The organism is Rahnella sp. BCC 1045 (assembly GCF_019049615.1).
In the GTDB taxonomy this organism is placed as follows: Bacteria; Pseudomonadota; Gammaproteobacteria; order Enterobacterales; family Enterobacteriaceae; genus Rahnella; species Rahnella contaminans.
In genome coordinates, this window is sequence record NZ_JAFMOZ010000116.1 from 24,968 (window position 1) to 50,290 (window position 25,323).

Annotated in this window: 31 protein-coding genes; 29 read left to right on the top strand and 2 right to left on the bottom strand. The window is 52.3% G+C overall.

Features of this window, described 5'->3' with window-relative positions:
* Positions 1-280: 280 nt before the first annotated feature.
* Positions 281-901 (bottom strand): hypothetical protein, encoded by a 621-nt coding sequence (locus tag J1782_RS08195; protein WP_217152861.1) that lies wholly within the window; start codon positions 899-901, stop codon positions 281-283.
* A 262-nt stretch (positions 902-1,163) separates the two neighbouring features.
* On the opposite strand from J1782_RS08195, the gene J1782_RS08200 reads away from it, so the two are divergent.
* From J1782_RS08200 to pilV, 11 genes are read left to right on the top strand one after another with little or no spacing between them, the layout of a single operon-like run.
* Positions 1,164-2,435, top strand: coding sequence for a TcpQ domain-containing protein (locus J1782_RS08200; protein ID WP_217152862.1), 1,272 nt, complete (start codon positions 1,164-1,166; stop codon positions 2,433-2,435).
* Positions 2,435-2,872: a type IV pilus biogenesis protein PilM gene (gene pilM / locus J1782_RS08205; RefSeq protein ID WP_217152863.1), complete on the top strand. Its 438-nt coding sequence runs from the start codon at positions 2,435-2,437 to the stop codon at positions 2,870-2,872. The genes J1782_RS08200 and pilM overlap by 1 nt, the downstream gene beginning before the upstream one ends.
* An 11-nt stretch (positions 2,873-2,883) precedes the next feature.
* Positions 2,884-4,566: a PilN family type IVB pilus formation outer membrane protein gene (locus J1782_RS08210; RefSeq protein ID WP_217152864.1), complete on the top strand. Its 1,683-nt coding sequence runs from the start codon at positions 2,884-2,886 to the stop codon at positions 4,564-4,566.
* A gap of 2 nt (positions 4,567-4,568) precedes the next feature.
* Positions 4,569-5,858 carry a type 4b pilus protein PilO2 gene (gene pilO2, locus J1782_RS08215; RefSeq protein ID WP_217152865.1) on the top strand — a complete coding sequence of 430 codons (1,290 nt, stop codon included), beginning with the start codon at positions 4,569-4,571 and terminating at the stop codon, positions 5,856-5,858.
* Complete coding sequence (gene pilP / locus J1782_RS08220) at positions 5,845-6,357, top strand: type IV pilus biogenesis protein PilP (RefSeq protein WP_217152866.1); 513 nt, start codon at positions 5,845-5,847, stop codon at positions 6,355-6,357. The genes pilO2 and pilP overlap by 14 nt, the downstream gene beginning before the upstream one ends.
* 19 nt (positions 6,358-6,376) lie before the next feature.
* A complete protein-coding gene (locus J1782_RS08225) occupies positions 6,377-7,942 on the top strand; it encodes a GspE/PulE family protein (RefSeq protein WP_217152867.1) in 1,566 nt (521 codons plus the stop codon).
* Complete coding sequence (locus J1782_RS08230) at positions 7,935-9,053, top strand: type II secretion system F family protein (protein ID WP_217152868.1); 1,119 nt, start codon at positions 7,935-7,937, stop codon at positions 9,051-9,053. Before J1782_RS08225 ends, J1782_RS08230 begins: the two co-directional genes overlap by 8 nt.
* A 10-nt stretch (positions 9,054-9,063) precedes the next feature.
* Positions 9,064-9,654, top strand: a complete 591-nt coding sequence (locus J1782_RS08235) for a type 4 pilus major pilin (protein WP_217152869.1) — start codon at positions 9,064-9,066, stop codon at positions 9,652-9,654.
* Positions 9,655-9,660: 6 nt separating this feature from the next.
* Positions 9,661-10,137, top strand: a complete 477-nt coding sequence (locus J1782_RS08240) for a lytic transglycosylase domain-containing protein (RefSeq protein WP_217152870.1) — start codon at positions 9,661-9,663, stop codon at positions 10,135-10,137.
* Entirely contained in the window at positions 10,134-10,814 is a 681-nt protein-coding gene (locus tag J1782_RS08245; RefSeq protein WP_217152871.1) for an A24 family peptidase, read from the top strand. The genes J1782_RS08240 and J1782_RS08245 overlap by 4 nt, the downstream gene beginning before the upstream one ends.
* Before the next feature lie 3 nt (positions 10,815-10,817).
* Positions 10,818-12,119: a shufflon system plasmid conjugative transfer pilus tip adhesin PilV gene (gene pilV, locus J1782_RS08250; protein WP_217152872.1), complete on the top strand. Its 1,302-nt coding sequence runs from the start codon at positions 10,818-10,820 to the stop codon at positions 12,117-12,119.
* Between the two features lie 35 nt (positions 12,120-12,154).
* On the opposite strand, the gene J1782_RS08255 is transcribed toward pilV, so the two are convergent.
* A complete protein-coding gene (locus tag J1782_RS08255; protein WP_217152873.1) occupies positions 12,155-12,481 on the bottom strand; it encodes a prepilin, shufflon protein A in 327 nt (108 codons plus the stop codon).
* 125 nt (positions 12,482-12,606) lie between these two features.
* Here J1782_RS08255 and J1782_RS08260 point away from each other — a divergent pair, with 125 nt between their 5' ends.
* The 18 genes from J1782_RS08260 (at position 12,607) to J1782_RS08345 (ending at position 25,321) form a co-directional block, all read left to right on the top strand.
* Positions 12,607-13,701, top strand: coding sequence for a site-specific integrase (locus J1782_RS08260; RefSeq protein ID WP_217152900.1), 1,095 nt, complete (start codon positions 12,607-12,609; stop codon positions 13,699-13,701).
* Between the two features lie 98 nt (positions 13,702-13,799).
* Positions 13,800-14,654, top strand: a complete 855-nt coding sequence (locus J1782_RS08265) for a plasmid transfer protein (protein ID WP_217152874.1) — start codon at positions 13,800-13,802, stop codon at positions 14,652-14,654.
* Positions 14,655-14,663: 9 nt separating this feature from the next.
* Positions 14,664-15,398: a TIGR03759 family integrating conjugative element protein gene (locus tag J1782_RS08270; protein WP_254302993.1), complete on the top strand. Its 735-nt coding sequence runs from the start codon at positions 14,664-14,666 to the stop codon at positions 15,396-15,398.
* The gene (locus tag J1782_RS08275) at positions 15,377-16,012 is read left to right on the top strand and encodes a transglycosylase SLT domain-containing protein (RefSeq protein ID WP_217152875.1); all 636 of its coding nucleotides are present in this window, start codon (positions 15,377-15,379) and stop codon (positions 16,010-16,012) included. Before J1782_RS08270 ends, J1782_RS08275 begins: the two co-directional genes overlap by 22 nt.
* Positions 16,009-16,527 carry an integrating conjugative element protein gene (locus J1782_RS08280; RefSeq protein ID WP_217152876.1) on the top strand — a complete coding sequence of 173 codons (519 nt, stop codon included), beginning with the start codon at positions 16,009-16,011 and terminating at the stop codon, positions 16,525-16,527. The genes J1782_RS08275 and J1782_RS08280 overlap by 4 nt, the downstream gene beginning before the upstream one ends.
* Positions 16,528-16,616: 89 nt before the next feature.
* On the top strand, positions 16,617-17,108 hold the full coding sequence (locus J1782_RS08285; protein ID WP_217152902.1) for a restriction endonuclease: 492 nt from the start codon (positions 16,617-16,619) through the stop codon (positions 17,106-17,108).
* 10 nt (positions 17,109-17,118) lie between these two features.
* Positions 17,119-17,508, top strand: coding sequence for a hypothetical protein (locus J1782_RS08290; RefSeq protein ID WP_217152877.1), 390 nt, complete (start codon positions 17,119-17,121; stop codon positions 17,506-17,508).
* The gene (locus tag J1782_RS08295) at positions 17,505-17,879 is read left to right on the top strand and encodes a hypothetical protein (RefSeq protein ID WP_217152878.1); all 375 of its coding nucleotides are present in this window, start codon (positions 17,505-17,507) and stop codon (positions 17,877-17,879) included. Before J1782_RS08290 ends, J1782_RS08295 begins: the two co-directional genes overlap by 4 nt.
* Positions 17,876-18,646, top strand: coding sequence for a hypothetical protein (locus tag J1782_RS08300; RefSeq protein WP_217152879.1), 771 nt, complete (start codon positions 17,876-17,878; stop codon positions 18,644-18,646). The genes J1782_RS08295 and J1782_RS08300 overlap by 4 nt, the downstream gene beginning before the upstream one ends.
* Entirely contained in the window at positions 18,643-20,745 is a 2,103-nt protein-coding gene (gene traD, locus J1782_RS08305) for a type IV conjugative transfer system coupling protein TraD (RefSeq protein ID WP_217152880.1), read from the top strand. Before J1782_RS08300 ends, traD begins: the two co-directional genes overlap by 4 nt.
* A complete protein-coding gene (locus tag J1782_RS08310; protein WP_217152881.1) occupies positions 20,745-21,497 on the top strand; it encodes a TIGR03747 family integrating conjugative element membrane protein in 753 nt (250 codons plus the stop codon). Before traD ends, J1782_RS08310 begins: the two co-directional genes overlap by 1 nt.
* A gap of 1 nt (position 21,498) precedes the next feature.
* Positions 21,499-21,738 carry a PerC family transcriptional regulator gene (locus tag J1782_RS08315; RefSeq protein ID WP_254302995.1) on the top strand — a complete coding sequence of 80 codons (240 nt, stop codon included), beginning with the start codon at positions 21,499-21,501 and terminating at the stop codon, positions 21,736-21,738.
* A gap of 22 nt (positions 21,739-21,760) precedes the next feature.
* Positions 21,761-22,666: a hypothetical protein gene (locus J1782_RS08320; protein WP_217152882.1), complete on the top strand. Its 906-nt coding sequence runs from the start codon at positions 21,761-21,763 to the stop codon at positions 22,664-22,666.
* 686 nt (positions 22,667-23,352) lie between these two features.
* Positions 23,353-23,670, top strand: coding sequence for an RAQPRD family integrative conjugative element protein (locus tag J1782_RS08325; RefSeq protein WP_217152883.1), 318 nt, complete (start codon positions 23,353-23,355; stop codon positions 23,668-23,670).
* Positions 23,670-23,915 (top strand): TIGR03758 family integrating conjugative element protein, encoded by a 246-nt coding sequence (locus J1782_RS08330; RefSeq protein ID WP_217152884.1) that lies wholly within the window; start codon positions 23,670-23,672, stop codon positions 23,913-23,915. Before J1782_RS08325 ends, J1782_RS08330 begins: the two co-directional genes overlap by 1 nt.
* Before the next feature lie 15 nt (positions 23,916-23,930).
* Positions 23,931-24,281 (top strand): TIGR03745 family integrating conjugative element membrane protein, encoded by a 351-nt coding sequence (locus J1782_RS08335; RefSeq protein WP_217152885.1) that lies wholly within the window; start codon positions 23,931-23,933, stop codon positions 24,279-24,281.
* Between the two features lie 9 nt (positions 24,282-24,290).
* Entirely contained in the window at positions 24,291-24,665 is a 375-nt protein-coding gene (locus J1782_RS08340; protein ID WP_217152886.1) for a TIGR03750 family conjugal transfer protein, read from the top strand.
* Positions 24,662-25,321 carry a PFL_4703 family integrating conjugative element protein gene (locus J1782_RS08345; protein ID WP_217152887.1) on the top strand — a complete coding sequence of 220 codons (660 nt, stop codon included), beginning with the start codon at positions 24,662-24,664 and terminating at the stop codon, positions 25,319-25,321. The genes J1782_RS08340 and J1782_RS08345 overlap by 4 nt, the downstream gene beginning before the upstream one ends.
* Positions 25,322-25,323 lie beyond the last annotated feature (2 nt).

Sequence of the window (25,323 nt, forward strand, 5' to 3'; positions counted from 1 at the left end):
AAATAATGCATCTGTGTGAGAGGCAAATATCATGATGCGAGCTTTAGGCAGAAAAATTGTCGCGATAGGTGAGTGGTTATACTTTGAATTTCTCATTGGGTACAACGAGACCGCTCTGATGTTTACCATTTTACTGCTGATATCATCTCAGTTTGCCTTAGCGCTGACGGCACCCTCGCTCACGGGTTTTTTGATAAACTTCCTCTTCTTTCTGACCGTGCGGATAGGTGTGATAATAGGGCTGGATGCTGAGCTAGGTCTGTTTATTACGTCGATTTATTTATTGCTGGTTTGGGCCCTCGTCATTTATAAGCCTTTTCATCACTGAACAATTAGCAAAGAAACATGCGGGAAAAAATACCAGCCCAAAACTTATTATGTATATTTGATAAGCCATTGGGACATCTTTATGCCAGACGAGATGCCATAGGGATAATGTGGATATAAGCGGCAGAAGGGGAAACAGCCATTTATGTGAACCGGTAATAAATGAAAGGTAGCGAATGGCGAAACCTCTTTTTCCTGCGGGCATTTTTATTACAGCATCTTCAATAATTAGCACGTTCAGATAGGAACGGCTTTTTAATATGACAATGTCGCCTTTTTTCTTGGGGAGACATTCGCAGAAAATGATCCCATAAAATCGGTGTCCATTGATGAGTGCGGCCCAAAAAACGTCATTCTTACGAAATTGCTTTAGGGCATCCTTTCTGAAAACCACAGCGGGGGGTGTTTTACTTTTTGTTTTGGTTTTACCCGAGCCCACCCTCGATAGTTTTGGATTGAGGGTGCAAAAGACCGTACCGTTCCTTCCTGCCCGAATCACTCCATCATCACGTATTTTGCTCAGTGCGCTTGACGAGGTGAAATGGAATGCAGCTTTTGCGGGCCATTGTCTCATATGCTTGTGTCTGACATAGCTCACACAAAGCCAGCATAGAAACAGAGGGCTCATTAAGAGGGAAATGACGTTGATTCCCGTTAGGGCGTTCTCGGATGTAAAAAGCCAATTCATGCATTCATCTTCATTCTCCCACACCTTTTATCTTTATCGGTGTCAGCCGGTTTTTCTTCAGTTTCCAGAAAGAGTTTAACGTTGTCCCGCTTTGTGCCGCCGTCAGAATATCCGTCTCTCATTCGGATGACTTTTACGGTGAACATTGATGGCACAACTGACCCTGCATCCCGGGCACAAACTGGCATGGCTTACGCTGTCATTGCTGACCGCCGGGTGCGCCAATAACGGCACGTCTTCAGACGCTTTGTCTCGGATCCCCGCAGACCCCCGCGTTAGCGACATTTACCAGGGCAAAGCCCCCGAAGTAGTGCGTTATGATAAATACACCCTGGTCAGCGCCCGGCCAGACGACGCACAGCGTGACCCGTTAAATCAGATGGTTGAGATCACCATGCCGGCGCAATTAGTGCGTTCAGTTGGCGATGGATTTCGCTATCTGCTGCTCGAGTCCGGTTACTCTCTTTGCCCTTCTTCCTCATCCGTCTTCTCGGAGCTTTTAAGCCGTCCTTTGCCTGCAGTACAGCGTTCAATTGGGCCTGTTCGTTTAAGTGAAGCATTGCAGGTTCTGGCAGGGCCCGCCTGGCGGTTACGGGTGGATGATGTGAACCGCGAAGTTTGCTTTACGCTCCGCGATGCCTATCGTGATTTTGCGCCTAAAACGGTGACTGCGGCTTATATAGGTAATCCCGTGACACCTGTTATTGCACCGCGGGTGGCGAGTGATGGGTTCTTAGCATCGCCTTCTGGTTCACTTACCTCAGGAACTCACCCTTCTTCAGCTCTGCTTTCCGCTCCTGCGCAGGGACAGCCTAAGCTTTTGTTAAAACCGGAAAGTATCCCCGTGCCTTCACCTGTGCTTACGGCAATGAAAAGCGGGCCTCAAATGGCAAGCGCAGTGCCCCCTGGTCGGGTCTCTGGCGTTTCAATAACGTCTTCTCCTCAGGCACATCAGCCTGCACAGGCTTTGGTCAAACCGTCAGCACCAATACCGATTGCTGCCGTAAAAACAGCGGGAAGTGTGAGACCTCTACAGACAGTTCCGGCAGTTTCCCGTCCGCTTACGCACAGCTTCCCATCCCCGGCGGCAGCGCCAACGGTTCCGGCATTTGTTCCCGGGCGCCCTGTAATAGCCGCGCCCTCAGGTCAACTGTGGAGCGCTGAAGTGGGATCCACTTTAAAAGAAACTCTGACGCGTTGGGCGGGAACGGCGAAGTGTGAAAACGGCGGGAGTTGGGTTGTTATCTGGCCGGTATCGCTTGACTACCGTATTGACGCACCTCTGACGTTCCACGGCAACTTCGAGTCGGTACTGGTTCAGGTTTTTGACCTGTATCGCCAGGCGGACAAACCGCTTTACGCCGCCGCCAGCCGCATGCAGTGCCTGGTTTCGGTCAGTGACCAGCCCGGCCGTAACTGATGGGATACGCCATCGCCGCACTGGCTCTGATTTTATTGCTGATTGTCGGCAACGTTCAGACCCGGGAAGCTTCCCGTTTCGAGCAACAGGAGACCCTGTTGAATGCCAACCGGCTCGCTTCAGACATGCTCCGTCTTGCCAGTGCTGTCAATGATTGGCGATACACCCGTCAGCTTGCCGATGGGCCGATTGCCGTTGGGCAGTTTGGCATGGTTCCGGTCCCTGACAGTCATATTCAGGCGGCAATTCAGGGAGGCAGGCTCTGGGTCTGGTCTGCGGACCGCCCGAGTCTGGTCTATTCCCTGAACAACCAGTCGGCAGGTTCTGCTCTGGTCTGCATGGTGTCAGGCGGACGTCTGAAAATGTCTGATGGCACCGATATGAATTTATCCCTTCCTGCCGGCGTGGCGGAAGGCAATGTTGTTTATCTCAACTGAAGGAATCGAGAATGCAGAAGTATTGTCTTTCCCGACCCGCTCTCCATGCCGCGATGATGGCCGCGTTGGTGACGTTGGCAGGGTGTACTGAATTTAACCGCATGGACAGTAAGGCGCAGGACGACGGCAACTCCGCTCAGCGCATAGTCAAAAGCCGCACATCAATGACGCAAGATGCCGTAACGTGGACAGATAAACCCTGGGTAAATCTCAAGCCGGTGATCCCGGTGGCTGAGTCAGCAGATGACAAGACGCTCCCCGATTGCCAGATCACGATTAACCGTCCTGAAGGAATGACCTTACCTGAAATTGGTCAGCGTATTACGGCAATGTGCGGACTGCGTGTCACTATCACGCCTGATGCATTGCAAGCGCTGGTCTCCACGGGTGGGGGTAATGTAACGACGCAGCAAATGTCAGGCAAATTGCCCGCGCCTGATGATAATGGTCGCGTTCCATTGCCGCTACTCGGTGGACAGGCTCAGCAAGGGGGAGCCGCCTCAGGGGCTGAGGCCGTTCTCACCGGCCTCAAATGGCAGGGCAACCTGCGCGGGTTACTTGAAATTATCTCCAGCCGCCTGGGGCTGTCCTGGCGTAATGACCATGGGGATATTGTTTTTTACCAAATGGATACGCGGACGTTTCAACTGGTGATCCTCAATACCAAAATTGACAGCTCAGCGAGCATCAATTCAGGAGCGGGGAACACAATGGGAGCGGGCAGTGGTACGGGAGGGGGGACAACGGGAGACGTCAATTCCTTACAAAAAACGGGATATGACCTTAGCAGCAATCTCTATGATGATATCCGTAATACCGTTGAAAAAATGCTGACGCCTGCAAAAGGGCGTTACTGGCTCTCTTCCGCCAGCGGTACGTTGACCGTGACGGATACGCCGGAAGTACTCGAACGCGTTAGCCGGTATGTTGAATATCAAAATACTGTCCTGAACCGTCAGGTTCAGTTGAATATCGAAATCCTCAGTTACACACATTCCCGTACAGAGAATAACGGCATCGATACAGATCTGATTGCCAAATCTTTGCATAATTTTGGCGCTACGGTCAGCGGCACATTCACGAACGCGTCTTCATCAGCCAGCAGTCTTGGCCTGGCAATTCTCGATAGCGCCACAGGCGATGCTGCGCGTTTTTCCGGTTCACAGCTCTTTATCAAAGCGTTGTCTGAGCAGGGAAACGTCAGCGTACTCACCAGTCAGGCCAGGGCAACGACGAACCTGACCCCCGTACCCTACCAGCTTTCTAACCAACAGGGGATCATGACGTCCTCAAGTTCCACGGCAACCGCGAATGTGGGGGTCACTTCGACCATGACGACCACGACGCTGACCACCGGTCTTTTCATGACAATGTTGCCCTACATCCAGGAAAACGGTGATGTGCAATTGCAGTTCGCTTTCAGCTACACCAGCCCGCCAAAAATTGAGTCGTTTATCAGTAAAGACGGAAACACCCGTAATGATATTCCTAACACGTCAACCGAGGCGATGACCCAGAAAGTCAACATGCGCAGCGGCCAAACGCTGGTATTGACCGGCTCCGATCAGGTTACGACTTCAGCAGACAAACAGGGCACCTTTACGCCGGGTAACTGGCTGTTGGGGGGAGGGCAAAATGGGGCGTCTACACGCACCACGCTCGTTATTCTCATTACGCCTGTGCTGCTGAGGTAATTATGAAAAACCTAAAGGAAAAATTAACCCCAACTACCCAGTCTGTACTGATTCAGGGGCGAGCTGCGTGGCTGACAGGTCTGCGCTGGCAAGATGAGAAGGGGGAAAAGGTCCATTTTTGGGGGCATTCTCGCGGCGATACTCATCGGATCCGTATGGGAAGGAAACCCGACAGAATGATCGGTTTTGCCCGGCCAGCCCGCGCCCGGCGTGGTGTTCGATTCTTTTCTTTGGCTGCTGCATTTTTAATGCGCGAAGGGGGAAACAGCTACGGCATTTACAGGCTTGAAGAAGGGGCGGACCGCTGGGTGTTCTTCGCCACAGTCGGTGGGCGTCTCTCCGTCATGGGCGATGTGTCCGGTACGTTGCGGGAGGTAAACGCTGCTCGCGAACGGTTCATTGAATTCAATGAGCCCGGGGACATGCAGAGTGACTGGTATTGCTCTGCCACACCTGAGGCCCCCCAATCCTGGCAAAGCCTGGGGAATGGCTTAACCCGGCAGCAACGTCGTCGCGCTCAGCTACGGCAGATCCCCTCGCTGCCAACGTTAGGGGCACTGGTGTTGGTGGCGGTAGGGAGCTGTGCCGCTCTCTATTACTGGCGTGATGATGCTACCGCGCAGGCCAGGCAGGCGGCGGCGCTGGCGAAGTACAAGGCGCAGCAAGCTCTGGCAGCAACTAAACCCCGTGTGCAACCAAAAGTTGTTCACCCCTGGGCTTCCCTATTACCGTCCTCTGGATTTCTGAGCCAGTGTTGGTTTACCCGCGAACCCTTGCCCGTTTCGGTGGTGGGATGGCGGCTTATCGCCGGCGAATGCACTCAGTCGGGATTACGTTTACGGTATGTCGCCATGCCCGGAACTACGGTCAATGATTTTGCCAGCCGGGCCAAACAGATTTTTGGTCAGCGTGCGGTGTTTAACCTGAAAGAAGGCGGACAGAACGGCGACGTTAATGTGCCTTACGCCCCCAGCGGTCAGCCAGCAAGAGATGAGGACTTACCCGATGCGGACACGCAGCTTATGCGGTTTGTTTCCCACCTGCAGCGGCGCGATATCCACGTTCAGTTTACGGAGATAAAACCCCCTGAGGTTATTCCCGGTGCGGCAAATCCTCCCCCTCCTCAGGACTGGCGTGAGTTTACCTTCGCCGTCAATGCCCGTTTGGCCCCGGAGTGGATGCTGGCTGGCTGTGATGATACCGGGCTTCGTCTCTTCAGTATTGCTTTCACGCTTAGCCCTCAGGGGCAGTTTGACTACACCGTTAAGGGGAGTCTTTATGCACAACGTTAACCCCGCCTCCCGGTTTTGGCTGCTGGGCATTTTTGCGGCTTTTTGCCAGCCAAGCCTGGCTGCAGAAACCCCCGTTTCTGCTGAGGCCGGGAATGTCACAATTGGCCAGCTCGAAGCTATTCAGTCGCGCAATTTCCTTCTGGAACAGCAGGTACAGACCGCCCGACTCACGCGGCAGTTGCGTGAAAGTGAAAGCGAAACTCAGACGAGCCAGGCTGCTAATGTGCCCCCGTCGCTGCCTTTCATTCCCTCCGGCCCGCCAACAACCGGTGTTGTTCAGCAAGCGGCCAGAGCTGCCTCAGACAGAGGCGGCCAGGTTTCTGTCCGTTTGCAGGAAATTTACGGGCGTGGTTCTCAGCTGCGCGCCCGTATTGTTTTGCCTCAGGGCGGAGTGACTGAGGTTTCTGTCGGCGATCAGTTGCCGGACAGCAAGGTGTCGGTCAAATCAATCACCGTGAATACCGTCAAGCTCAGTGACGGAACCGAACTGTCCTTTTAAATCCCAATCAGGAAATATTATGCAACCGAACAGTGAAATTATGGATTTTGTGTTGGCTGAGGACGTTCCCGACAGTCATGGAGCCATCAGACTGGTGATTGACACTAACCGCCGTAGCGATCCCCGGGTGCAGCGTTGGGTTATGGATATGGTCGAGGCTTACCCTTTGGCGTCGAAAGAGTTCGTGTCGCTTAGTGAGCTCAATGCCCGACGGGGAAAGCAACTCAACAACGGGAACGGTTCGTTAGCAGGCCAGAATTCTCTCGATCTGAGTGCAACCCAGCAAAAAGTGCTGGCCTATATGGCGGCTGCCGGGCAACTGGATTCCTCGGACATCCATCTGACGCTGAGCAGTAATGAAAATATTACCATTATTGAAATGCGCATACACGGCGAGCTTGAAGTCATCGATGAGTTGACCTATGACGAAGGATTGTCCCTAGTATCGACGATTTACCGCTCTATGTGCGATTTGCGTTCAATGGATTTCCTCGCACAGATTGCGCAAAAGGGCAGGGTGGGCTCAGAGTATGCCCGCCGTGCCGGGGTGTTTGGGGCGCGTTATCAGCATATGCCTACGCCAGACGGTCTTTATGTCGTGCTGCGTATTATCCCAGACGACAGCGATAAAGTGCCTACCCTGGAACAACTTGGTTTCTTGCCCGAGCAACGGGCACTGATTGAAAAAATCCTGAGGATACCGGAAGGCATGATGTCGCTGACGGGGCCAACGGGTTCAGGGAAGAGTACGACGTTGCGCACATTTAGCCGGCTCTGGCTCGATCGTACTCGGGGTAAAAAACGCCTGTTAACCATCGAATTTCCCGTTGAGGGGCGTATTGCCGGGGCTATTCAAACCTCAGTGATGCCTAAAACCAGTGCTCGTGAAGACGTGGCGGAAGCCTGGGAAGAGTCCAACGCCGCTGCACTTCGCTCCGATCCCGACGCTATTGTGATCGGGGAAATGCAGGAGCGTAACTCCGTCATGGCGGCTATCCACGCCGTCGAGTCTGGCCATTTTCTTTTTAGTACGCTCCACGCGGGCAGCGCCGCCGGCGCCATTGCTCGCATCAGTTCGATGGGCGTCAATTTGCAGCTCATTGCTGACCCGCAAATCATGGTTGGGTTGCTCAGTCAGCGCCTGTCTCAGACCTTGTGTCCGCTCTGTCGCATACCCTGGTCTGAGAAGGTCGCAACACTTGATGTGCATGTCCGGGAAAGGTTGGAGAAATACTGCAATGAACCCGGCATTTGCTCACCGGAGCAGCTTTGGTTTCGTCATCCCGACGGCTGCGAGCATTGCCAAAAAAAGGTTGAGCTTACTGGACGCATCGTCAGTCGCGGCGTGAACGGCCGCACCGTGCTGGCCGAAGTGATCCGCCCGGATGCCCGCTTTATGAGCCTGTTATTGTCGCACGGGACCTCCGTCGCGCGTCAATACTGGTTACAGCATCTGGGGGGCATCAGCCGTCGCATACATCTTTTGAGGCGGCTGGCCGAAGGCGTCGTAGACCCGCTGGACGGCGATCTGGTCTGCCCGCTGGATGAAGACGAATTGCTGTCCTGTGAGGTTCCTCATGTCTAAAAATTCTACCGTTTCCTACCGTGCACAAGAGATGAGCCTGTTACCGAGAATACGCTATGAGCTTGTGCGCAGGACCTTCACCGGTAAATATCGGCAACCTTTTTACGAGACGCTGCGCTTTCTGCTGGAAAACAAGAAGTCATTTCAAGAAGCATTGACGATGATCGGTGAGGTGCATACTGATTTTGGCCGTCGCTGGCATCCTTACATTGAGCTGGTAGAGGATTGCCTCGAAGCACTTGCCGATAACAGTGCAGGCCATTCTCTGCCGGACGTTCTTGCCTCCTGGGTTCCCTGGGAGGAGGCCGCGCTTATCAGCGCGGGTATCCGAAGTGGCAGCGTGCCGCGTTCACTCAAGCAAGCCGACAAGTTGATTGTCGCGCGGCGGCGGATTATGGCACAGGTGCTGATGGCTTCTGTTTACCCGGTGCTCCTGCTTTCCCTGGGAGCCGGTCTGCTGACGGTGAATAACCGGCTGCTTATTCCTACGCTGAGCAAAGTATCTTCTCCGCAGTCCTGGACGGGCTCCCTCGGATTCATGAATCAGGTTTCGGCATTCACAACGGCCTACGGCAGCGCACTCGCACTCGGAGGTGTCGGGGGCGTGGTGCTCGTGTTGTGGTCACTGCCGCGCTGGCGTGGCCGTTTGCGTCGTTTTGCTGACCGGCTGATGCCGTGGTCAATTTATAAGGATCTGCAGGGTGCCGTTTTTCTCATGAACGTCTCTGCGCTGCTTGAGGCCGGCGTGCCGCATCGTGAAGCTGTCAGAATATTGCATGATTTTGGCTCCCCCTGGCTGCGGGAGCGCCTCGACGCTGTGATTGACGGTTTTAGTCACGGTGCAGGGCTGGGAAGATCACTGCGCGATTGTGGGTATCAGTTCCCCAGCCAGGAGTCGGTCAATTATCTCTCGATCCTGGGGCAGGGCGAAGGTGCTTCTGCGCTCATCAGTAACTACGCCGACCGCTGGCTCGAGCAGGTTCTCGTATTAGTTGGCCGGCGCGCAAACGTGGCCAAACTTTTCTCTCTGTTTCTGATAATCACTTTCTTCTTACTTATGCTGGGCATGGTGATGCAAATTCAGGACATGACCCAAATGTCTCCTCACTAAAGGAATTCTTATGTCAGCTCATCCGTTACCTGTTTCCGTTCGCCGCCAACCCGACCGTGGGTGGGGGATTATTGAAAATGGTGCTATTGGCATCATTGCACTCGTTGTCATCGTGTACGTTGTTAGCAAACTGTGGGGATTGTGGACGCAGAAAGATGTCGCCATGGAAACCACCAATTATCAAAGCATCATCACTTATGTCAGGGGGAATTTTAAGGGGGCCAGCGGGTATGATTTCACCAGTGCCAGCACGATGACGGGCACCGTGATCGCAGCTGGTGGCGCAAAGGGTATGACCATTCAGGGTGACGAAACCTCGGGGACTGCCACCATGACCAATACCTTCGGTGGTCAGGTGATACTGACTCCGTTGGCCTCAGGGGGCTTCAACAATGGATTCTCGCTGTCCTCTGCCAATATCCCGCAGGAAGCATGCATTTCTATCGCGCAGAAGATGGGTAACGGCGCTTATGCCGATGTCAGCATCAACAGTACCTCACACACTGACGGGAATGTGTCAGCGGAAACAGCGACAAAAGAATGCGTCAAGGACAGCGGCGGGACAGGTCAAAATACGCTTACCTTTACAGTCAACGGATAACCTCGCATGGCACGCGCTCTGTTTTTTCTTCTTCTGGTCGTGTGCCAGCCGGCGGCCGCATTTTGTTTTGATGCGGCCGGTGCCAAATATCACATTGATCCGCTTCTGATTAAAGCCATCGTCATTGGCGAAAGTGACCTCGTTCCCACCGCCATTAACATTAACCGTAATAAGAAAACCGGTCGTGAAATCAGTCGCGATTATGGGCTGACGCAGGTGAATTCTTCACACATCCCCGAGCTCATACGTGAAGGCGTTATCACGGATAAAAGCGAACTGCTTACACGGCCATGTCTCAATGTGCAAATCGGTACGCGGATTTTGGCGTCGCATTTTCAGGTCTGTGGCATCAGCTGGAACTGTTTGGGCTCCTACAATGCCGGATTTCGTCAAGACCGACATGAAACGCGGGAGTCCTACGCCAACCGTATCTATGGCATTTATAAACGTCTGCTCAGACAGGAGAGGGGGATCGTGCTTTGAACTCCCCTGTAGATGTACTGACTCTCCTGGGACCGTGGCCGTTGTGGTTGCCGCTGTTTTGTCTGGCTTTATTTATTTTTCGTTGTGAGAGCCGGCAGGTTGCCAGCGTGATGCGGGAATATGGGCATTGTCACTTCCTTGCTCCTGACGAACCTTGCGTCAAACGGCACCTCTGGCTGCACGCCATAGCGCTGAGCACGATCTTAATGTTGGCATCCGTCAGCAAACCTTTCGAATTGGTCACGTCGTGCTTATTTACGCTGTTTATTTTTCGCATGAGCCTTATCGATGCCCTGACGGGGTGGCTACCTCGAGAATTCACGTGGCCATTTCTGGCAGCCGGTTTATGCGTTGCCTCGGGTAATCATGTCCTGAGTTCCCACGCTGCCTTGTCGTTCATCCTGCTGAGTTTCGGCTGGTTTATTCGGAAAGGTGGCGGAGCTTTAGCCCAGCGTGAAGTACTGGGCATGGGGGATGTCTGGTTTGCTGCGGGGTTAGGCGCTTGGTTTGATGCACCTGTTTTAATGTTTTCTCTGATGGGCGGCGTAGCTGGGTTTACGTTCTGGCATGCCGGCTCGCAAGACGCTAACCAGGGCGGGCCTTTAGGCCCCTGGTTGGGCTATAGCGCGTTGCTGGCCATGGCCTTTAACGTTTCCGAACCTTTATTCATGTGGTGATGTATGTCGATAAAAACGAAGTCAGCCGACCGTGGCTGGACGGTCATGAGTACCGGTATCGGGCTGTTAATTCTTCTGTCTGTCTCTGTCTGGGCTATGGGGTATTTCAATGATTATATCCAGCAGCGCGAATGGCAGGTGACAGCTGCGCAGTTATCCCGGTTCAGGATGTCAGTTAAAACCTACGTGGGACGCTATTATGATACCTTGCTGGCCGCTGCGGGCACCACTGCGCCGGTGATTGTCACCCCTCAGATGCTTAAAAATACGGGACTCATCGAACCCGGGTTTAGTGATATCACGTCAGACGGTCAGCAAATAAGTGCGGCTGTCACGCGCAATGCGACGAATACCGACCAGTTGCAGGCTCTGGTGATAACCCAAGGTGGGGCCAGTCTGCCCTATGCCGCACTGCGAAATATTTCGGTCGACATCGATGGTATGGGGGGGTACGTCTGGCAAAGTGCGAACGTGACCGGGGCGATGGACAGCTGGAGCGTGCCTTTAGCCAGTTTTGGGGTCAGTACATCCAGCGGCCACGTTGGCGCCATGATCCCTTCTGACGAATTAGGTATCGCGCGAGAGGAAAGTGACCGTCTTTACCGTTTTGCGACGACGGGCAAACCAGATTTAAACACGATGCATACTGATATCAATATGGGAAACAGCAGTCTGAATAATGCCAATGCAGTCAATGCCCAGACAGGGAGTTTTAGCGGAAACGTCAATGCCGCTAACGTGGCCGCCAGCAATGGTCTGACAGCAGGTGGGGGAGTCACTGCGGGGGGGGACATTCGCAGTACGGGCGGTTTCCTGGTCACTCAGGGGGCTAAGGGGTGGTTAAATGAAACCTACGGTGGGGGTTTCTATATGTCGGATACGGATTGGGTACGTGCCATTAATGATAAAAATATTTATACGGGGGGGCAGGTCAGAGGAGGGAGTGTGCGGTCTGACAGCAACCTGTCCGCAGCGGGTACATTGCAATTAGATCAAGTGAATGTGGCTGACACATCTTGCACCGTAAACGGGGACATAAGCCATGATGCCTCAGGTGCCATACTTTCTTGCCAATCCGGTGTGTGGAAAAATGCAGGTATGAACAAAACAATTGTTCGTACAGGAAGTGCCCAAACTGTTGCAACGGTGTCGTGTGCAGCTAACGAAACCCTTTTAGGAGGCGGAGGGCAATGTGACACGGGAACCGACAACCGGCTTAAGTGGAGCGCCCCTTCTGGCAACGGTTGGAGCGCTGCGTGCCCTGATGTCACTACCTATGCCTTTGCTATCTGTGCACTGAATTAAATTCTCTGTCTACGATGTCTCATTCGGGGGAGGGCTTATTGATAGCCCACAACACTAAATGCCCCTGGTGAACATCCCGACGTCGAGTTCGGATCTGAAATAATGGTGTAATTTCCTTTTGCCGGGACAGGAAAACTTATGAATCCGGCTTTGGCCCACATAGGGTTATTGTCAGATGCTTGTGCGACAGTCATTCCATTTACCGAAGCATATAATGCCCATGAGTTTTCGCATGCACCGTCGTTTCCATCAACGTTTACACTCTTATTTACAGTAGATTGCCCCCCCAGAACGTGAATGAGTAAAGTACTGTCGCCGGCGTTTGTTCCGGTATAGGAATAGATGTAGCTACCAATATCCATATAATTGCCTGATTTTTTACCCGCGGCCGTCCACACACCGGATTGGCAATTGTATTCAGAAGATGATGGTATGTTTTCTCTTTTATTAAAGGGGGATCATTGTGGCGAAAAAACGATTAAAAAAGATGCTTTTGGGTAAAGCACTTGAAAAATATTACTCTACGGTTTCCATTCATAAGCGCGGCCAACTTCAGGAGTTCTATCGGGTAAATGTGATCCGCAGAATGCCATTGGCTCAAAAGTATATGGATGAGATTACAACCGTTGATATTGCCGAATACCGTGATACTCGACTGACAAGCATCAGCCCACGCACAGGGCGAACGGTCAGTGCTAATACCGTTCGCCTTGAGATGGCTCTTCTTTCTGCGATGTATAATATTGCCCGTGTCGAATGGGGTACCTGCATATCAAATCCGGTTGAGCATGTACGCAAACCGCCTGTTTCCGGTGGGAGAACTCGCCGTCTCATTTCTTCTGAGGAACGCAGAATCGTTAGGGCGTTGAAGGCTAAAAACCCTCAATTGCTGGCCATCTTTTATTTGGCCCTTGAAACTGCCATGCGTCAGGGAGAGATCCTCTCACTGGCCTGGGAGTATATTGACCTGCATCTTGGCGTCGCTCATTTACCGATGACAAAGAATGGTTCGTCTCGTGATGTTCCGTTGTCATCTAAGGCTCGTCAGGTTTTACGCGAGTTCTGCGGCCCATCACATGGCGCCGTTTTTAGTTACACCTCGAATGGTTTTAAAAGCGCCTGGCGTATCACCTTGGAAGAACTGGGTATTGACGACCTGCATTTTCACGATCTTCGCCATGAAGCCGTTAGTCGGTTGTTTGAACTGGGAACGCTGAATGTTATGGAGGTTGCAGCAATTTCGGGTCATAAATCGATGAATATGCTGAAACGCTATACACACCTCCGGGCAACTCATCTGGTCAGCAAGCTGGATGTCCGTAAACGGCAAGCTCAGAAATTTGCCGCGTTGTTCGTGCCCTATCCTGTTGATGTGGTTCATACCCTTGATGGCGTTACCTTATGGTTTCGTGACCTGGAGGATGTGTGTATCTCTGCTGCCACGCAAGAGGATGCGATCACTGCAGCCTCTGTGGCTCTTTTACGCATTCAGGCTACAGCCGCAAGCCAAGGGAAACGTCTGCCCCCTCCGGGGAACATCTGTGTTAATGCTACTCACCGTCTGCTGATCAGCCCCCTGTAACCGCTAATTTTCAAACGGCAATGTTGAGTTAAGCATCGCCTTCTTTTCCTCGTTTTTGCACCTTACACCTTTCTGAACCGTTGTAAGGATGAGGTGCAATGACCCCCGAAACCGAAACATTGCTTGAACAAGAACCGTCAGCCTCCCCCGTGATGGATGACAGCCCCGGTGAGCACACTCCCACTGCCGGGCGACGCCCTTTGCTCAGCGTGAGCAAGCCTAAGCTGCTAAAACGGGCCGCCATTGGCATTGCGGCCGTCGTTGTTGTTGTTCCCGGTGTGTTGAGCCTGGTGTTGTATCTCCAGATGAGCAATATGGCTATCAGGCTTAACTCTCTTGAAGCCGCATTCCGCAGCGGTCAGTTGAGCCAGCTCTCGTCTTCGGTGGCCATGCTGGAAAAACGCATGACAGAGCAGGATGAGCAGGATGAAGGTTTTGCGTTAAAAGAAGGCGTGGTATCTGGTATGAAACAGCTAGGTAACACGCTGGATATGCAGATTGCGGCTCAGAACCAAAAAATTGAACAGCTAAGCAGCCAACTCAGTGAACAGAAAAAAGCGCTGCAGTATGAGCTTGATAACAGTCAGGCGAGCGCTCTGGACATTTCCTCGCTAAAAGCCCGTATCGATGCCCTAAACCAGGTTCACAAACCCGCCACAGCTCCTGTAAGCACTGGGCTAACGCCTGACAGAAAAAATAAAAAACCTGCCCCAAAAAAGCCTAAGCGGTCAGTCAGAATTGTGCCTCTGGCTGCGCCGTTTATCCTGACGGGCATTGAACAGCGGGGCGGTCAGAATTTTGCAGTTGTTGCACCAACGGGAGCCACGAGCTTATCGCAGATGCAACTCTTATCTCCTGGAGATTCCGCTTGGGGATGGCAGCTGCGCAGCATCGAGGGTAATGAAGCTGTGTTCTCCGTTAACGGTATCCCACAGCGGTTAACCGCTCAGTAGAGGCCCTGAATGAACAAAAAACTACCATTTTTAACCTGCAGCATGTTGCTTTTCGCGAGTATGGCCTTTGCAAATGATGCAAGTAATACAGTGAATACTTCAGCTCAAAGCAGCTCGGTTCTGGAGACCTTGCGCGATAAATCAGCCCAAACCAAGTCCCTGCAGTCGGCCCAACAATGGGGGCTAAATGATACGGAATGGCAAAAATACCAGGATCTTAAACAGGGCAAGAGAGGCATTCAATCTCCGGGATTAGACCCTCTGACGACACTTGGCGTGGAAAGTGACAGCAGCTCCGAACGTCGCCATCTTGCAGAATTGTGGGTGAAAGAGGAGTACCAACGCACCGAGAAGGAGTTGGCATTTCAACGAGAGGTCAATGCTGCCTGGAACCGGCTCTACCCGAACGCATTGTCCGTCAATATGGGTAATGCTGCAGGTCTTGCTCATGACACAAACGGAAGACTGGCTTTATTTGTGCGAAATAACTGTGAACGCTGTGACGCGCGCCTGGCCGCAGTCCTGGCGGACAACCGACCGGTTGACATTTACCTGGTAGGAAGTGATGGCAAAGACGACACGGTACGCCAATGGGCAATAAGTCATAACATTCCTGTCGATCGTGTCAGAAACAGACAAATCACACTAAATCACGACAAGGGGTTGTGGATGACCTACGGTCAGGGGCAAATGCCAGTGATCCTGCAGCAAGGGGAAAGTGGATGGCAACTCGCTGCATTTTAACGCTAATGCTGTGGCTGGCCTCTTTTGGCGGGTTTGCAAAGAACAGTCCCCAGCTGCAACAAATCCCGCCTGCCTATCATCAGATTGCGGATGAGGCGCGGGTGCCGGCAGAATCGTTATATTCCGTTGCCCTGACCGAAACCTCACGGCACCTTCCGTATGGAGAACGTCCGTGGCCCTGGACAATTAATGTCGCGGGTAAAGGCTATCGTTTTGAAACCCGCGAAGCGGCCTGGCAGGCTCTGCTGCAATTTGTCCGTAAATATCCGTTGAAACGCATAGATGTCGGCATCGCTCAGGTCAATCTGGGATGGAATGGTCATCTTTTCTCGTCTTTTTATGATGCCTTCGACCCTTACACCAACCTGCGCGTTGCGGCCAATATCCTTCGAACCTGCTATGACGCCAGCCCGGGCAGTTGGATTAAAGCGGCCGGGTGTTATCACCATCCAGCAGGCGGTAAAGCCGCTGCCACATATATTGCGATCGTGCGCGGTAAGCTCGACACCCTGGCTCCCATTCAGCAAGCCTCCGAAACACAATACCTGATGCCAACGCCGCTGAAGGGGGTTGCGCTGGCCAGTAATCAACTCACATGGATAGAGCCAAAATGAAAATCTTAAAAATGATGGTCTTGATGTGCGCTGTGGGGTGTTCCACAGCGGGTTATGCGGCGCTGACGGTGGTGGGAGACCTGGGGGGGGCGCCTACCGACACCTATTTTGATGCGGTGAATGACCAGCCCGGTGAGTTTCCCCCGCAGGGAACAGCAGAACAGCCTCAGGCTCCCGCGCAGGTCTCAGTGGCATCGGCATTACCCGTCCGCACCCCCGAGCTTTCACCCGGTGCTGTGACACCCAGAAAACTCACGCTTCCTGGTATGCCGCCTGTTTTTATTATTGGCGATGACGACTTGTCCAGGCGGTGGCTGGCCCAGCGTGGGGCTGAGCTTTCACGTCTCAATGCGACCGGATTTGTGGTCAACGTTGCCGACCAGAGCCGCCTGAAGGCGTTGCAAGTTTTGCTCCCGGGAAGCGATATGGTGCCTGTTTCCGGCAGCGACCTGGCTCGTCGCCTGCAGCTTACCCATTACCCGCTGATCATTACTGATAAGGGGCTTGCACAATGAGTGCTGCATTTACGGGGAACGAATTTCTCGCCCTGCGACAGGGAGTGCTGGGATGGTTGTTGAGCGTACTGCTACTTCCTCTGACGTTCATGCTGCTGCCTTTTTTCTTTGGCACGGCAAGTCAACGCCGCCACCGGCGTTATCAGCGTCAGGCCGCGCGTATTCTTGTCCGCCTCCCGCAGTTGCGCGACGACGCTGCGAGGCTGGTTTACCTGCGAAAAATCAATCCCTACGTATTTGAAGAAATACTTATGACGGCATTTGCCCGTCAGGGATGTCGGATAAAGCGAAATGCCCGCTACAGCGGTGACGGCGGAGCCGATGGCCAGGTGTGGATCAATGGCCAGCGCTGGTTAATACAGGCAAAACGCTATTCAAACGGTGTTTTGTCTCAGCATATCCTGGACTTTGGCGTCTTGGTTCGTCAGGAACGGTGTCGCGGTTTTTTTGTACACACGGGACGCACGGGGGAGACCAGCCGAAAAGCGTTGTGCGCGGTACCTGACGTTTCGCTGTTAAGCGGTAATCGGTTGTTGAAGCTGCTGTCCGGTAACACTGGCTGGCAAAACTTAGATCAATGAGGAACAGGCAATGACAACGTATCAATCGTATGTGTTTGAATTTAACCGCCTGCGACTGCTGGGATTTAGCCGTCTGGAGGCAACAGGACTGGTTTTAGTCGATCCGATACAGAGGAGTGTGCGCGTGTTATGGCGTATCTGCATTGTGATACCCCTTTTTATCGTCGGGGCGTTAACTGTCAGCCTGTGGCTTTTTCTTCCTGCTGAGCAAGTGGGGGAGGTGGTGGGCACTTGTATTAGTGATGACAGCTTGATGGACCAGTTCGGCGCGATCCTGCTTTTGGCTGGAGCGGTGCTGGAAGGGATGCGTCATGCATGGCAGATGAACGCCTCATTACTCGCCCAGGTGTCGACGGGGAAAGAGTACGGTCAGGCGGAACGGAAGGATAAAAATCAATGAGGGAGTTTCTTGCGCGGTTTTTTAGAGCCTGTACCGAATCTTTCCTGGGCGCTGCTTATGACCTGCTCACCACGTTCCGGGTAAGCAGGATCCATGCCGTTTCCGTTTTGACTGCCAGTATCTATTTTGCTTACCGGGTGCTAATCGTCCGGCCGTTGCTGATCTTCTGCTGCACCCTGCTGGCGTTACTCACTGCTATACCGATTGCGGTTTTTTTCAGCCCGATATTCACTGGCCCCGTTCTGTATGACGGCGCTATCCGGGTAATCAAGCTGGTCCCTCACCTGTGGAGGCTGTTGTTTTTTACTGGCCTTCTTTTTGAAGTGCACTCTTTGCTTCGCCATCTGGGACGAGGGATAGAAAGCCGATGAGTGACTTTCTGACGAAAATCGATGCTCGCCCTCCCCATTGGGCGGGAGAAGTCATTTTGTCCTGGGATGCGGAAAAATTGTATAAGTATCGGGATTTTGTGCGACACAGTTACTGGACGGATCGCGGCAGTATTAACGTTTTTTGTGTGAAAGGGACGGACCATCCTGATTATCAGGGACTCTCCTGGCAGGCGTTTTTGCACAAAGGGAAACGGATGGACATAAATATTCCGATGATGGAGCGCAACCCTGATTATTATCTTGGGACTGAAGCGAAAAAACCCGGGATGTATTACAACAGTTACAATGGCTTAGACTGGTATGTCGGCAGTGATGGCAATCACCGTACAGGTCTGGCCCGGTTTCTTTTTTATGAACGCCAGTTAACGCATCTTCACGGTGTTACCCTCAATCACTATGTGTTTGATGATGAACTGCTGGCCACCTACTGTGCTATACAGACCGAAGTTAGGCGGCAACCGGAAGCGGGATATCACTGGGAGTTAACTTCCGGCACGCAGCATGTTTCCCGGGAGGATACCGCGGGCTGGAAAACCGATCATTTCATGCCATTTTTTACTCTAAAACTGGCATTTGTGAACGTTGGTTTTCCGCCAGAATGGCAGGGAGCGTCGAACATTATGCACGCAGCACAGGGAAAGGAAGTGCTTCGCCTGCTTGAGGGTTTACGGGCAAAAAGCCGCCCTTTGGCAGAAAAAACTACGCGGAGCCTGCTGCATCGCCTTTTCAACCGGGGGGCTGAATGAGCGATCGCTATGTTATGGAGTCCCTTCTTAGGCCTGCTGTTGAACTCTATACGGCAGGTGCCGCATGGAGTGCGACCTATATCTGCCTTACGGCCCCCTGGGCTGTCGCACTGGCCCCTTCTGTCAGTTGGGTCACTGCCGCCGGCTTTGGCGTGTTGGCTCTTCAGCGAACGCGGCAAGGGCTGCGTATTCTGCGTTACCGTCGTAATATTAAGCGGTTGCCGCGCTATGAGTTGAGCAGCCAGCAAATCCCCGTCAGCCAGCGGTATTTGTTTCTGGGGCGCGGATTTCAGTGGACGCAAAAACATACGCAACGTCTGCTGGAGGCAAGACGGCCTGAAGCGGAACATTATGTTCAGCCTTCCGTCATCTACCGCATGGCTCGCGACCTGGAGAAACGGCTGGAGTACAGCCTGCCGTGGCTGTGTCGTCTGACGCAGACTGACTCAATATTCAATCCTGCACGGCCTTTACCGCCGGTGGGGGGCAGCCCTGTTTATCATGGTGTCGAACCCAATGAAAGTGACGTGCTGTATGACCTGGGTGAGCGGGTGGGGCATACGTTAGTGATTGGCACCACCCGCGTGGGCAAGACTCGTCTGGCCGAGGTGCTGGTCACGCAGGACATTCGCCGCGGTGATGTCACTGTAATGTTTGACCCCAAGGGGGACGCAGACTTGCTCAAACGCATGTATGCAGAAGCCCGGAGAGCGGGCAGGGAGAATGAGTTTTACGTCTTTCACCTGGGGTGGCCAGACGTCAGCGCACGGTATAACGCCATCGGCCGCTTTAGCCGCATCTCTGAAGTAGCTTCACGCGTCGCAGGGCAGCTGTCCGGTGAGGGGAACTCGGCGGCGTTTCGTGAGTTCGCCTGGCGATTTGTGAATATCATCACCCGGGCGCTGGTGGCACTTGGACAGCGTCCTGACTACACCCTTATCCTGCGCTATGTCACCAACATTGGTGAACTCTATGAAACCTACGTAGAAAACATGCTGGCCTCTAAGGCGCCTAACCTGCTGATGCAGGTAGAAAATTTGCTGTCTTCGGGCATGCTCAAAGAAAAAGACTTGCCGCGCAACATGCAGGGACAGGCCAATGCGATGAGGGTATGGGCCATTGAGACGACGTTGAGCACGGATGAAGGGAAGAAACTGTGGGATCCGGTGCTGGACGGCCTACGCAGCGCGGTTCGTTATGACCGAACCTATTTTGATAAAATCGTGGCCTCCCTGTTGCCCCTGCTGGAGAAGCTGACCACGGGGAAGACGGCGGCGCTTCTGGCTCCGGATTACAACGATATGGATGATAAACGTCCCATCTTTGACTGGCAGGAAGTGATCCGTAAAAAAGGGATTGTGTATGTCGGCCTCGATGCGCTGTCGGATTCGGAGGTCGCATCGGCTGTTGGCAACAGCATGTTTGCAGATCTGGTTTCTGTCGCTGGCCATATTTATAAGTTTGGACTTGCAGATGAAACCGGCGCCGCCTCGCAAAAGAAAGTCCCCATTAACCTGCACTGCGACGAGTTCAATGAGCTGATGGGGGATGAGTTCATCCCGCTTATCAACAAGGGCGGCGGTGCCGGTATTCAGGTGACGGCGTATACCCAAACCCTCTCAGATATTGAGGCTCGCGTGGGGAGCCGCGCGAAGGCGAACCAGGTTGTCGGCAACTTTAACTCCCTGATTATGCTTCGCGTGCGTGAGAACAGCACGGCGGAGCTGCTGACCAGTCAGTTGCCAGAGGTGGATGTGTACAATAAAACCCTCACGTCAGGCGTGACCGACGTTTCGCGCCCTGGTGAGGGAACCGATTTTAACAGTAACGTGCAGGATCAGGTGACGCTGGCCCGAATGCCGATGATAACGCCCGCGGACATCATCAATCTGCCTAAGGGTCAGGCATTTGCCCTGCTGGAAGGGGGGCGACTGTGGAAAATCCGAATGCCGTTACCGGGGAGCGGTAACGACCCACTGATGCCGGAAAGTATCAGCCGCATCGCAGAATACATGCAACAGAATTACCGCACTGGCGAAACCTGGTGGACGGGCAGCGCCTTACCTTCTGATGCCCTGACGGCATCTGCGGAGGGATAATGGCCGAAGAGAAAGTTCAGCAGAGACAGCAGACGGTTCCGCCGAAGCAACCCGGGCTTTTCATCACCTTGTTTTGGCTGCTGCCCTGGAAAGTAATTGGGATATTACTGGCTTCTCTGCTGGTCAGTCTGCTCATCGAATATGCCGGCATGACCTTTGTCTGGGCAGGTGAAGGTGCAGAACACAGCCGGCAGGTTATGCTGACGGAAAGTGGCTATTTATCTGAGGGTTTTACCCACAGCCTGATGCTCTCACAGCCGGTGACGGTCATCAGGGCGTGGATACAGCAAGCTTATCAATGGGGATTTGTGGACAGTGGTTTTATCGGTTGGGTCAATAATGCTCGGACTGCTCACGGCCAGGGCGGAGCTGTAGAAACATTAAGTATGGCAGGCAGCTGGCTGGCGAGATTACTGTGGGATTACTTACAGGCCACGGTGTATGTGACGATTATCTTTGCCATTCGCGTGTCTATTCTGGTGTTGTCAGTCCCTCTGTTCATCATGGTGAGTATCACCGGCATTGTTGATGGTCTGGTCCGTCGCGATTTACGCCGCTACGGTGCAGGTTACGAATCCAGCTTTGTTTACCACCACGCGAAGCGCTATGTGAAGCCTGCTATGTATGGACCCTGCATGCTGTATCTTGCGTGGCCAACGGCGGTATGGCCTAATTTATTGCTAGTGCCGTCAGCGGTGATGTTGGGCATGGTGCTTTCTATCGTGACCGGCGCATTCAAAAAGTATCTGTGAGATGAGCATGGTAATTAAAGATAATACAGCTGAGATGCTTGAAGAACGGGGATGGTGGAATCGGGCTGCACGCCGCTGGCTTGATGTTTTGGATAATACTGATGACGATATTGTCCGTGAAACGATCGTACGCAGGCGAGGTCATTGTCTTGACATGGCAGGACAGGTCGCACCCGAACAGCGCCGCAGGGAAAACCGTAAGAAATATAAGCAGCAAAATAGATATAATGAGGGATATTAACTGATGCGGGAAAATAAACAGTATGAATGTATACAAGCTGTCAGTGAAAACTCAAGGTTACTACCTTATCGAAAAGGACAGTTACGAACAGAGAACGGCGCGGCGGCCTCCCTGGTATAAGGTCAGTGATAACGGGGAACCGCGATATTTCGCAATTTGTCCTGCTTGCAACAACCCCGTACAGCTGATCGGTTTATATAAGTTGCCTGCTAATCTGCATCATCCCTATGGAAAGCATTATGGTAAGTCGATACCCGGGGTGGGTCTTTATGATCAGAATGCTTATGAGTGGTGTCCGTATTCGAATAAAAAACAAAATAATAATGATGGTAAGCCAAAGCGGTCTCAGAGCATGCTCTCGCAACAAATCCTTTCTCTGCTCGTCATGCATTTTGACAAGGTGATCTGGTTATTAAGTCACTCTACGGGTGTAAACATTGATGAAGCATTAGCCAAAAGTATGCTGTTGCAATATCGCCGTGAGGAAGGTTGGTTATATTCCCGGGCAACACTGATGAATATTCCCTGGGTATTTGCTTATATGACGGATAATCAGGGCATTCTTTTCAAAAAGATGAGAGATGTTAAATTAGCTGACGAACTTGTTGCCCGATCACCTGAGTACCTGGAACAGACAGCACAACATTATTTGGTCAAGTCTAAAAACTGTCAGTCTTATATTGAGCTAGGCGTGTATTACACGAAGCATCAGTCAGAGGTTGTCGATGATAGGCTTCATGAGTCTATGGATATGGTGTTCACGCGAAAAGTGGGGTATGCCGCAGTGGAGGAAATATACAGGAAATCCGTTCTCTTTGATTTTAACTATTTTAATAACCTGGTCAACTTCAGTGATTGGAAATCATCCCCCAAAAATGAGCAACTGTTGCAGCTGGCACAGGAAGTCTTGGGGGATTTAATCCGCTAACGCAAGATTTCGAATTTTCCTTGCAGTGCTATCCACCATTCCTCGCCGACAGGTGGAACTTCGCCATGACGCTCAGCTTCCCGTAGGCAAAGTAGAATACTTTCAAGGGAAAGCATGAATGTATGATGGTTATCCTGCATGACAAAATGCGTCTGGGGCCATTCTGGTGAAGGGAGGAGTATGCCTTCAGGATGGGCCCAGTTGTGTGAAATGAGGGGGTTATGTTCATTGTTATCTGACATAGAAGGGGCTCTAAAGATGAATAAGGACTTCAGTTTCTATGCTGAGGTACGAATTTTCATCCTTTAATCAGATGTGTGTTCAGTCTATTTTTTCAATACGATGTTCTGCCTTAAACGGCCCTAAAGACTCTTCAGTAAGAGGATATCGGCTTTCCCCAACCAACCCCCCACCGGCGTATATTTTGCTACCAAAGAAAAACGATTGACCATGATTTACGATGGATGTGTGAGCTGATCAAAAAGTCGTGTTAAAAGTGCGAACGGATTGATGATATCGAAATGCCATAGCCCCCTAATACCTGCAAACGCTATAATAATGAACAGTAAAAATTGCATGGGTTTCTTCGTTTTAATTTTCACCCCGCCATAAACAGTTTCCTGCTGCTCTCCTTGTCCGGTTGCGTCAGTCTTTCCTCCGCAACCTTAAACACACAGGAGAGCTTCATGCGCCTAACCTCCGGACTTTGCGTGGTATTGCTGACTGTTACCGGCTTCAGCTCGTTCCAGACACAGGCGTCCGAAAAAGATGAACTGGCTCTGGTTATGCGTCAGCTGGATCAGGTTCAGGCCGGCCTAGATCGGGCCCGCGTCGTGGCCAATCAAAATGATCAGGATGCCCGCTTTTATTTTGACTATCTCAGTGCCACCCGCGATATCTCTACCATGAAGCAGGGCATATCCCGCTATTTGGAACCCTCCCGGGCTCAGCCATCTGTTCCGATGTCCGTCACCGGTCAATATCGCGGGGAGGATGCTCGCTGATGGCAATGACTGCGGCCCAACTGTCAGGCTGGAATGCCGGCAGCGGAGGCGGTATGCCGCCTTCGGAACTTAACCTTCTTGTTTTGGGCCTGCTTATCTCAGTGCTTTTTCTTTTTACGGCCTGGGTGCTGGTCACGGCTTATCGCGGAGTGTCCGATAAATCCGTACCCATGAAAAAACTATTAGAGGCAGTTGTTCGGTTGGTTCTGATGCTGCTGCTCACGCTTTTCTTTTATTTCCACTGAAGTAAGGGTAATTCAATGAAAATTATAACTTTTATTCGTAATAAAATTGCGCTGCTGTCAGGAAGTACTTTGTTTTATTTAGGCAATGCGCTGGCTGATTTGCCACCTGTTGAACAACCTGTTAGCGGCGGGGGAAGTGGCACCTATGCCACCGTTAAAGGGTATTTACAGGATGGTCTTACCCTTGGCGGGTTAGTCATCGCCGCTATTGCGTTCATCGTTGTTGCAAATGCCGCCATCAGTTGTTTTCACCATGTGCGTCAGGGCAAAGCAACATGGACTGAATTTGGCACATTTGTTGTTATCGGTGTCATTTTGGTGGTCGTCGTCATCTGGTTAGTGACCAAAGCCAGCGACATTTTGTAAGGGGACGGTATGGCTGTGATCGAGTTTTTGCCTGACCGTCTGAATTCTTCCCCCGTCGTCTGGAGAGGGTTCACCGCCGGTGAGTTTCTGCTGGCGGCCACGGTGGGATTTTTTCTCGGCATCCCTTTATCTTTGCCGCTGGTATTCATTCCTGCGGTGGGCTGGATTGCGATCCCTACCTGTATGCTGATTATGCCCATCTTCGTGGTTTTCGTTGGTGGACGTTGGGTCAGCAGCTATAAGAGAGGGAAGCCGGACAACTATCTCTGGCGGCGGCTGGAAGAGGTACGTGCCAAATTTGGGTTACACCGGGGATTGGTTATCAGCAGCCAGACGTGGGCGTTGCGCCGCACGCCTCCTTTTAAACGGAGAGGGATGCAATGAGCCGCTTTCGCAATGCCGTCAGTGCCCGGGACAATCATATTTTTACCCTGCGTATGGTATGCGCCATGTTGTTCGTCGCGTTGCTGACAACCAGCTTAGGCTGGATGTTGGCTCCCCGGAACCTGACTATTCACAACCCGCCCGATTTGCGTTCGGGCAGCACTAAAAAATGGTGGGAAGTGCCACCTTCCACTGTTTACAGTTTCGCATTTTATATTTTTCAGCAGCTCAACTCCTGGCCAAAAGATGGTGAGGTGGACTACCCGGCAAAAATCGCCCAGGTAAGCCCCTATCTGACTCCGGCCTGTCAGGATTTTCTAAATAAAGATGCTGAATTTCGCACCAACAGCGGGGAACTGAAAGATCGCGTACGAGTGGTTTACGAGATCCCCAAACGCGGTTACAGCAACAAAAGTATCGACATTAAATCCGATAATGAATGGGTGGCCAGGCTGGATCTTGTTGCTGACGAGTATTACCACACCGAATCAGTCAAACGGGCAATGGTGCGTTACCCCATCAAAATTATTCGCTGGGAAGGCGATCCTGAGCGTAACCCGTTTGGCCTGGCGATGGACTGTTATGACGGTGTGCCCGAACGACTGGAGGCCATACCCGTGCCGACACCGCAGAAAAAAACAGGGGTATTCCAGTGAAA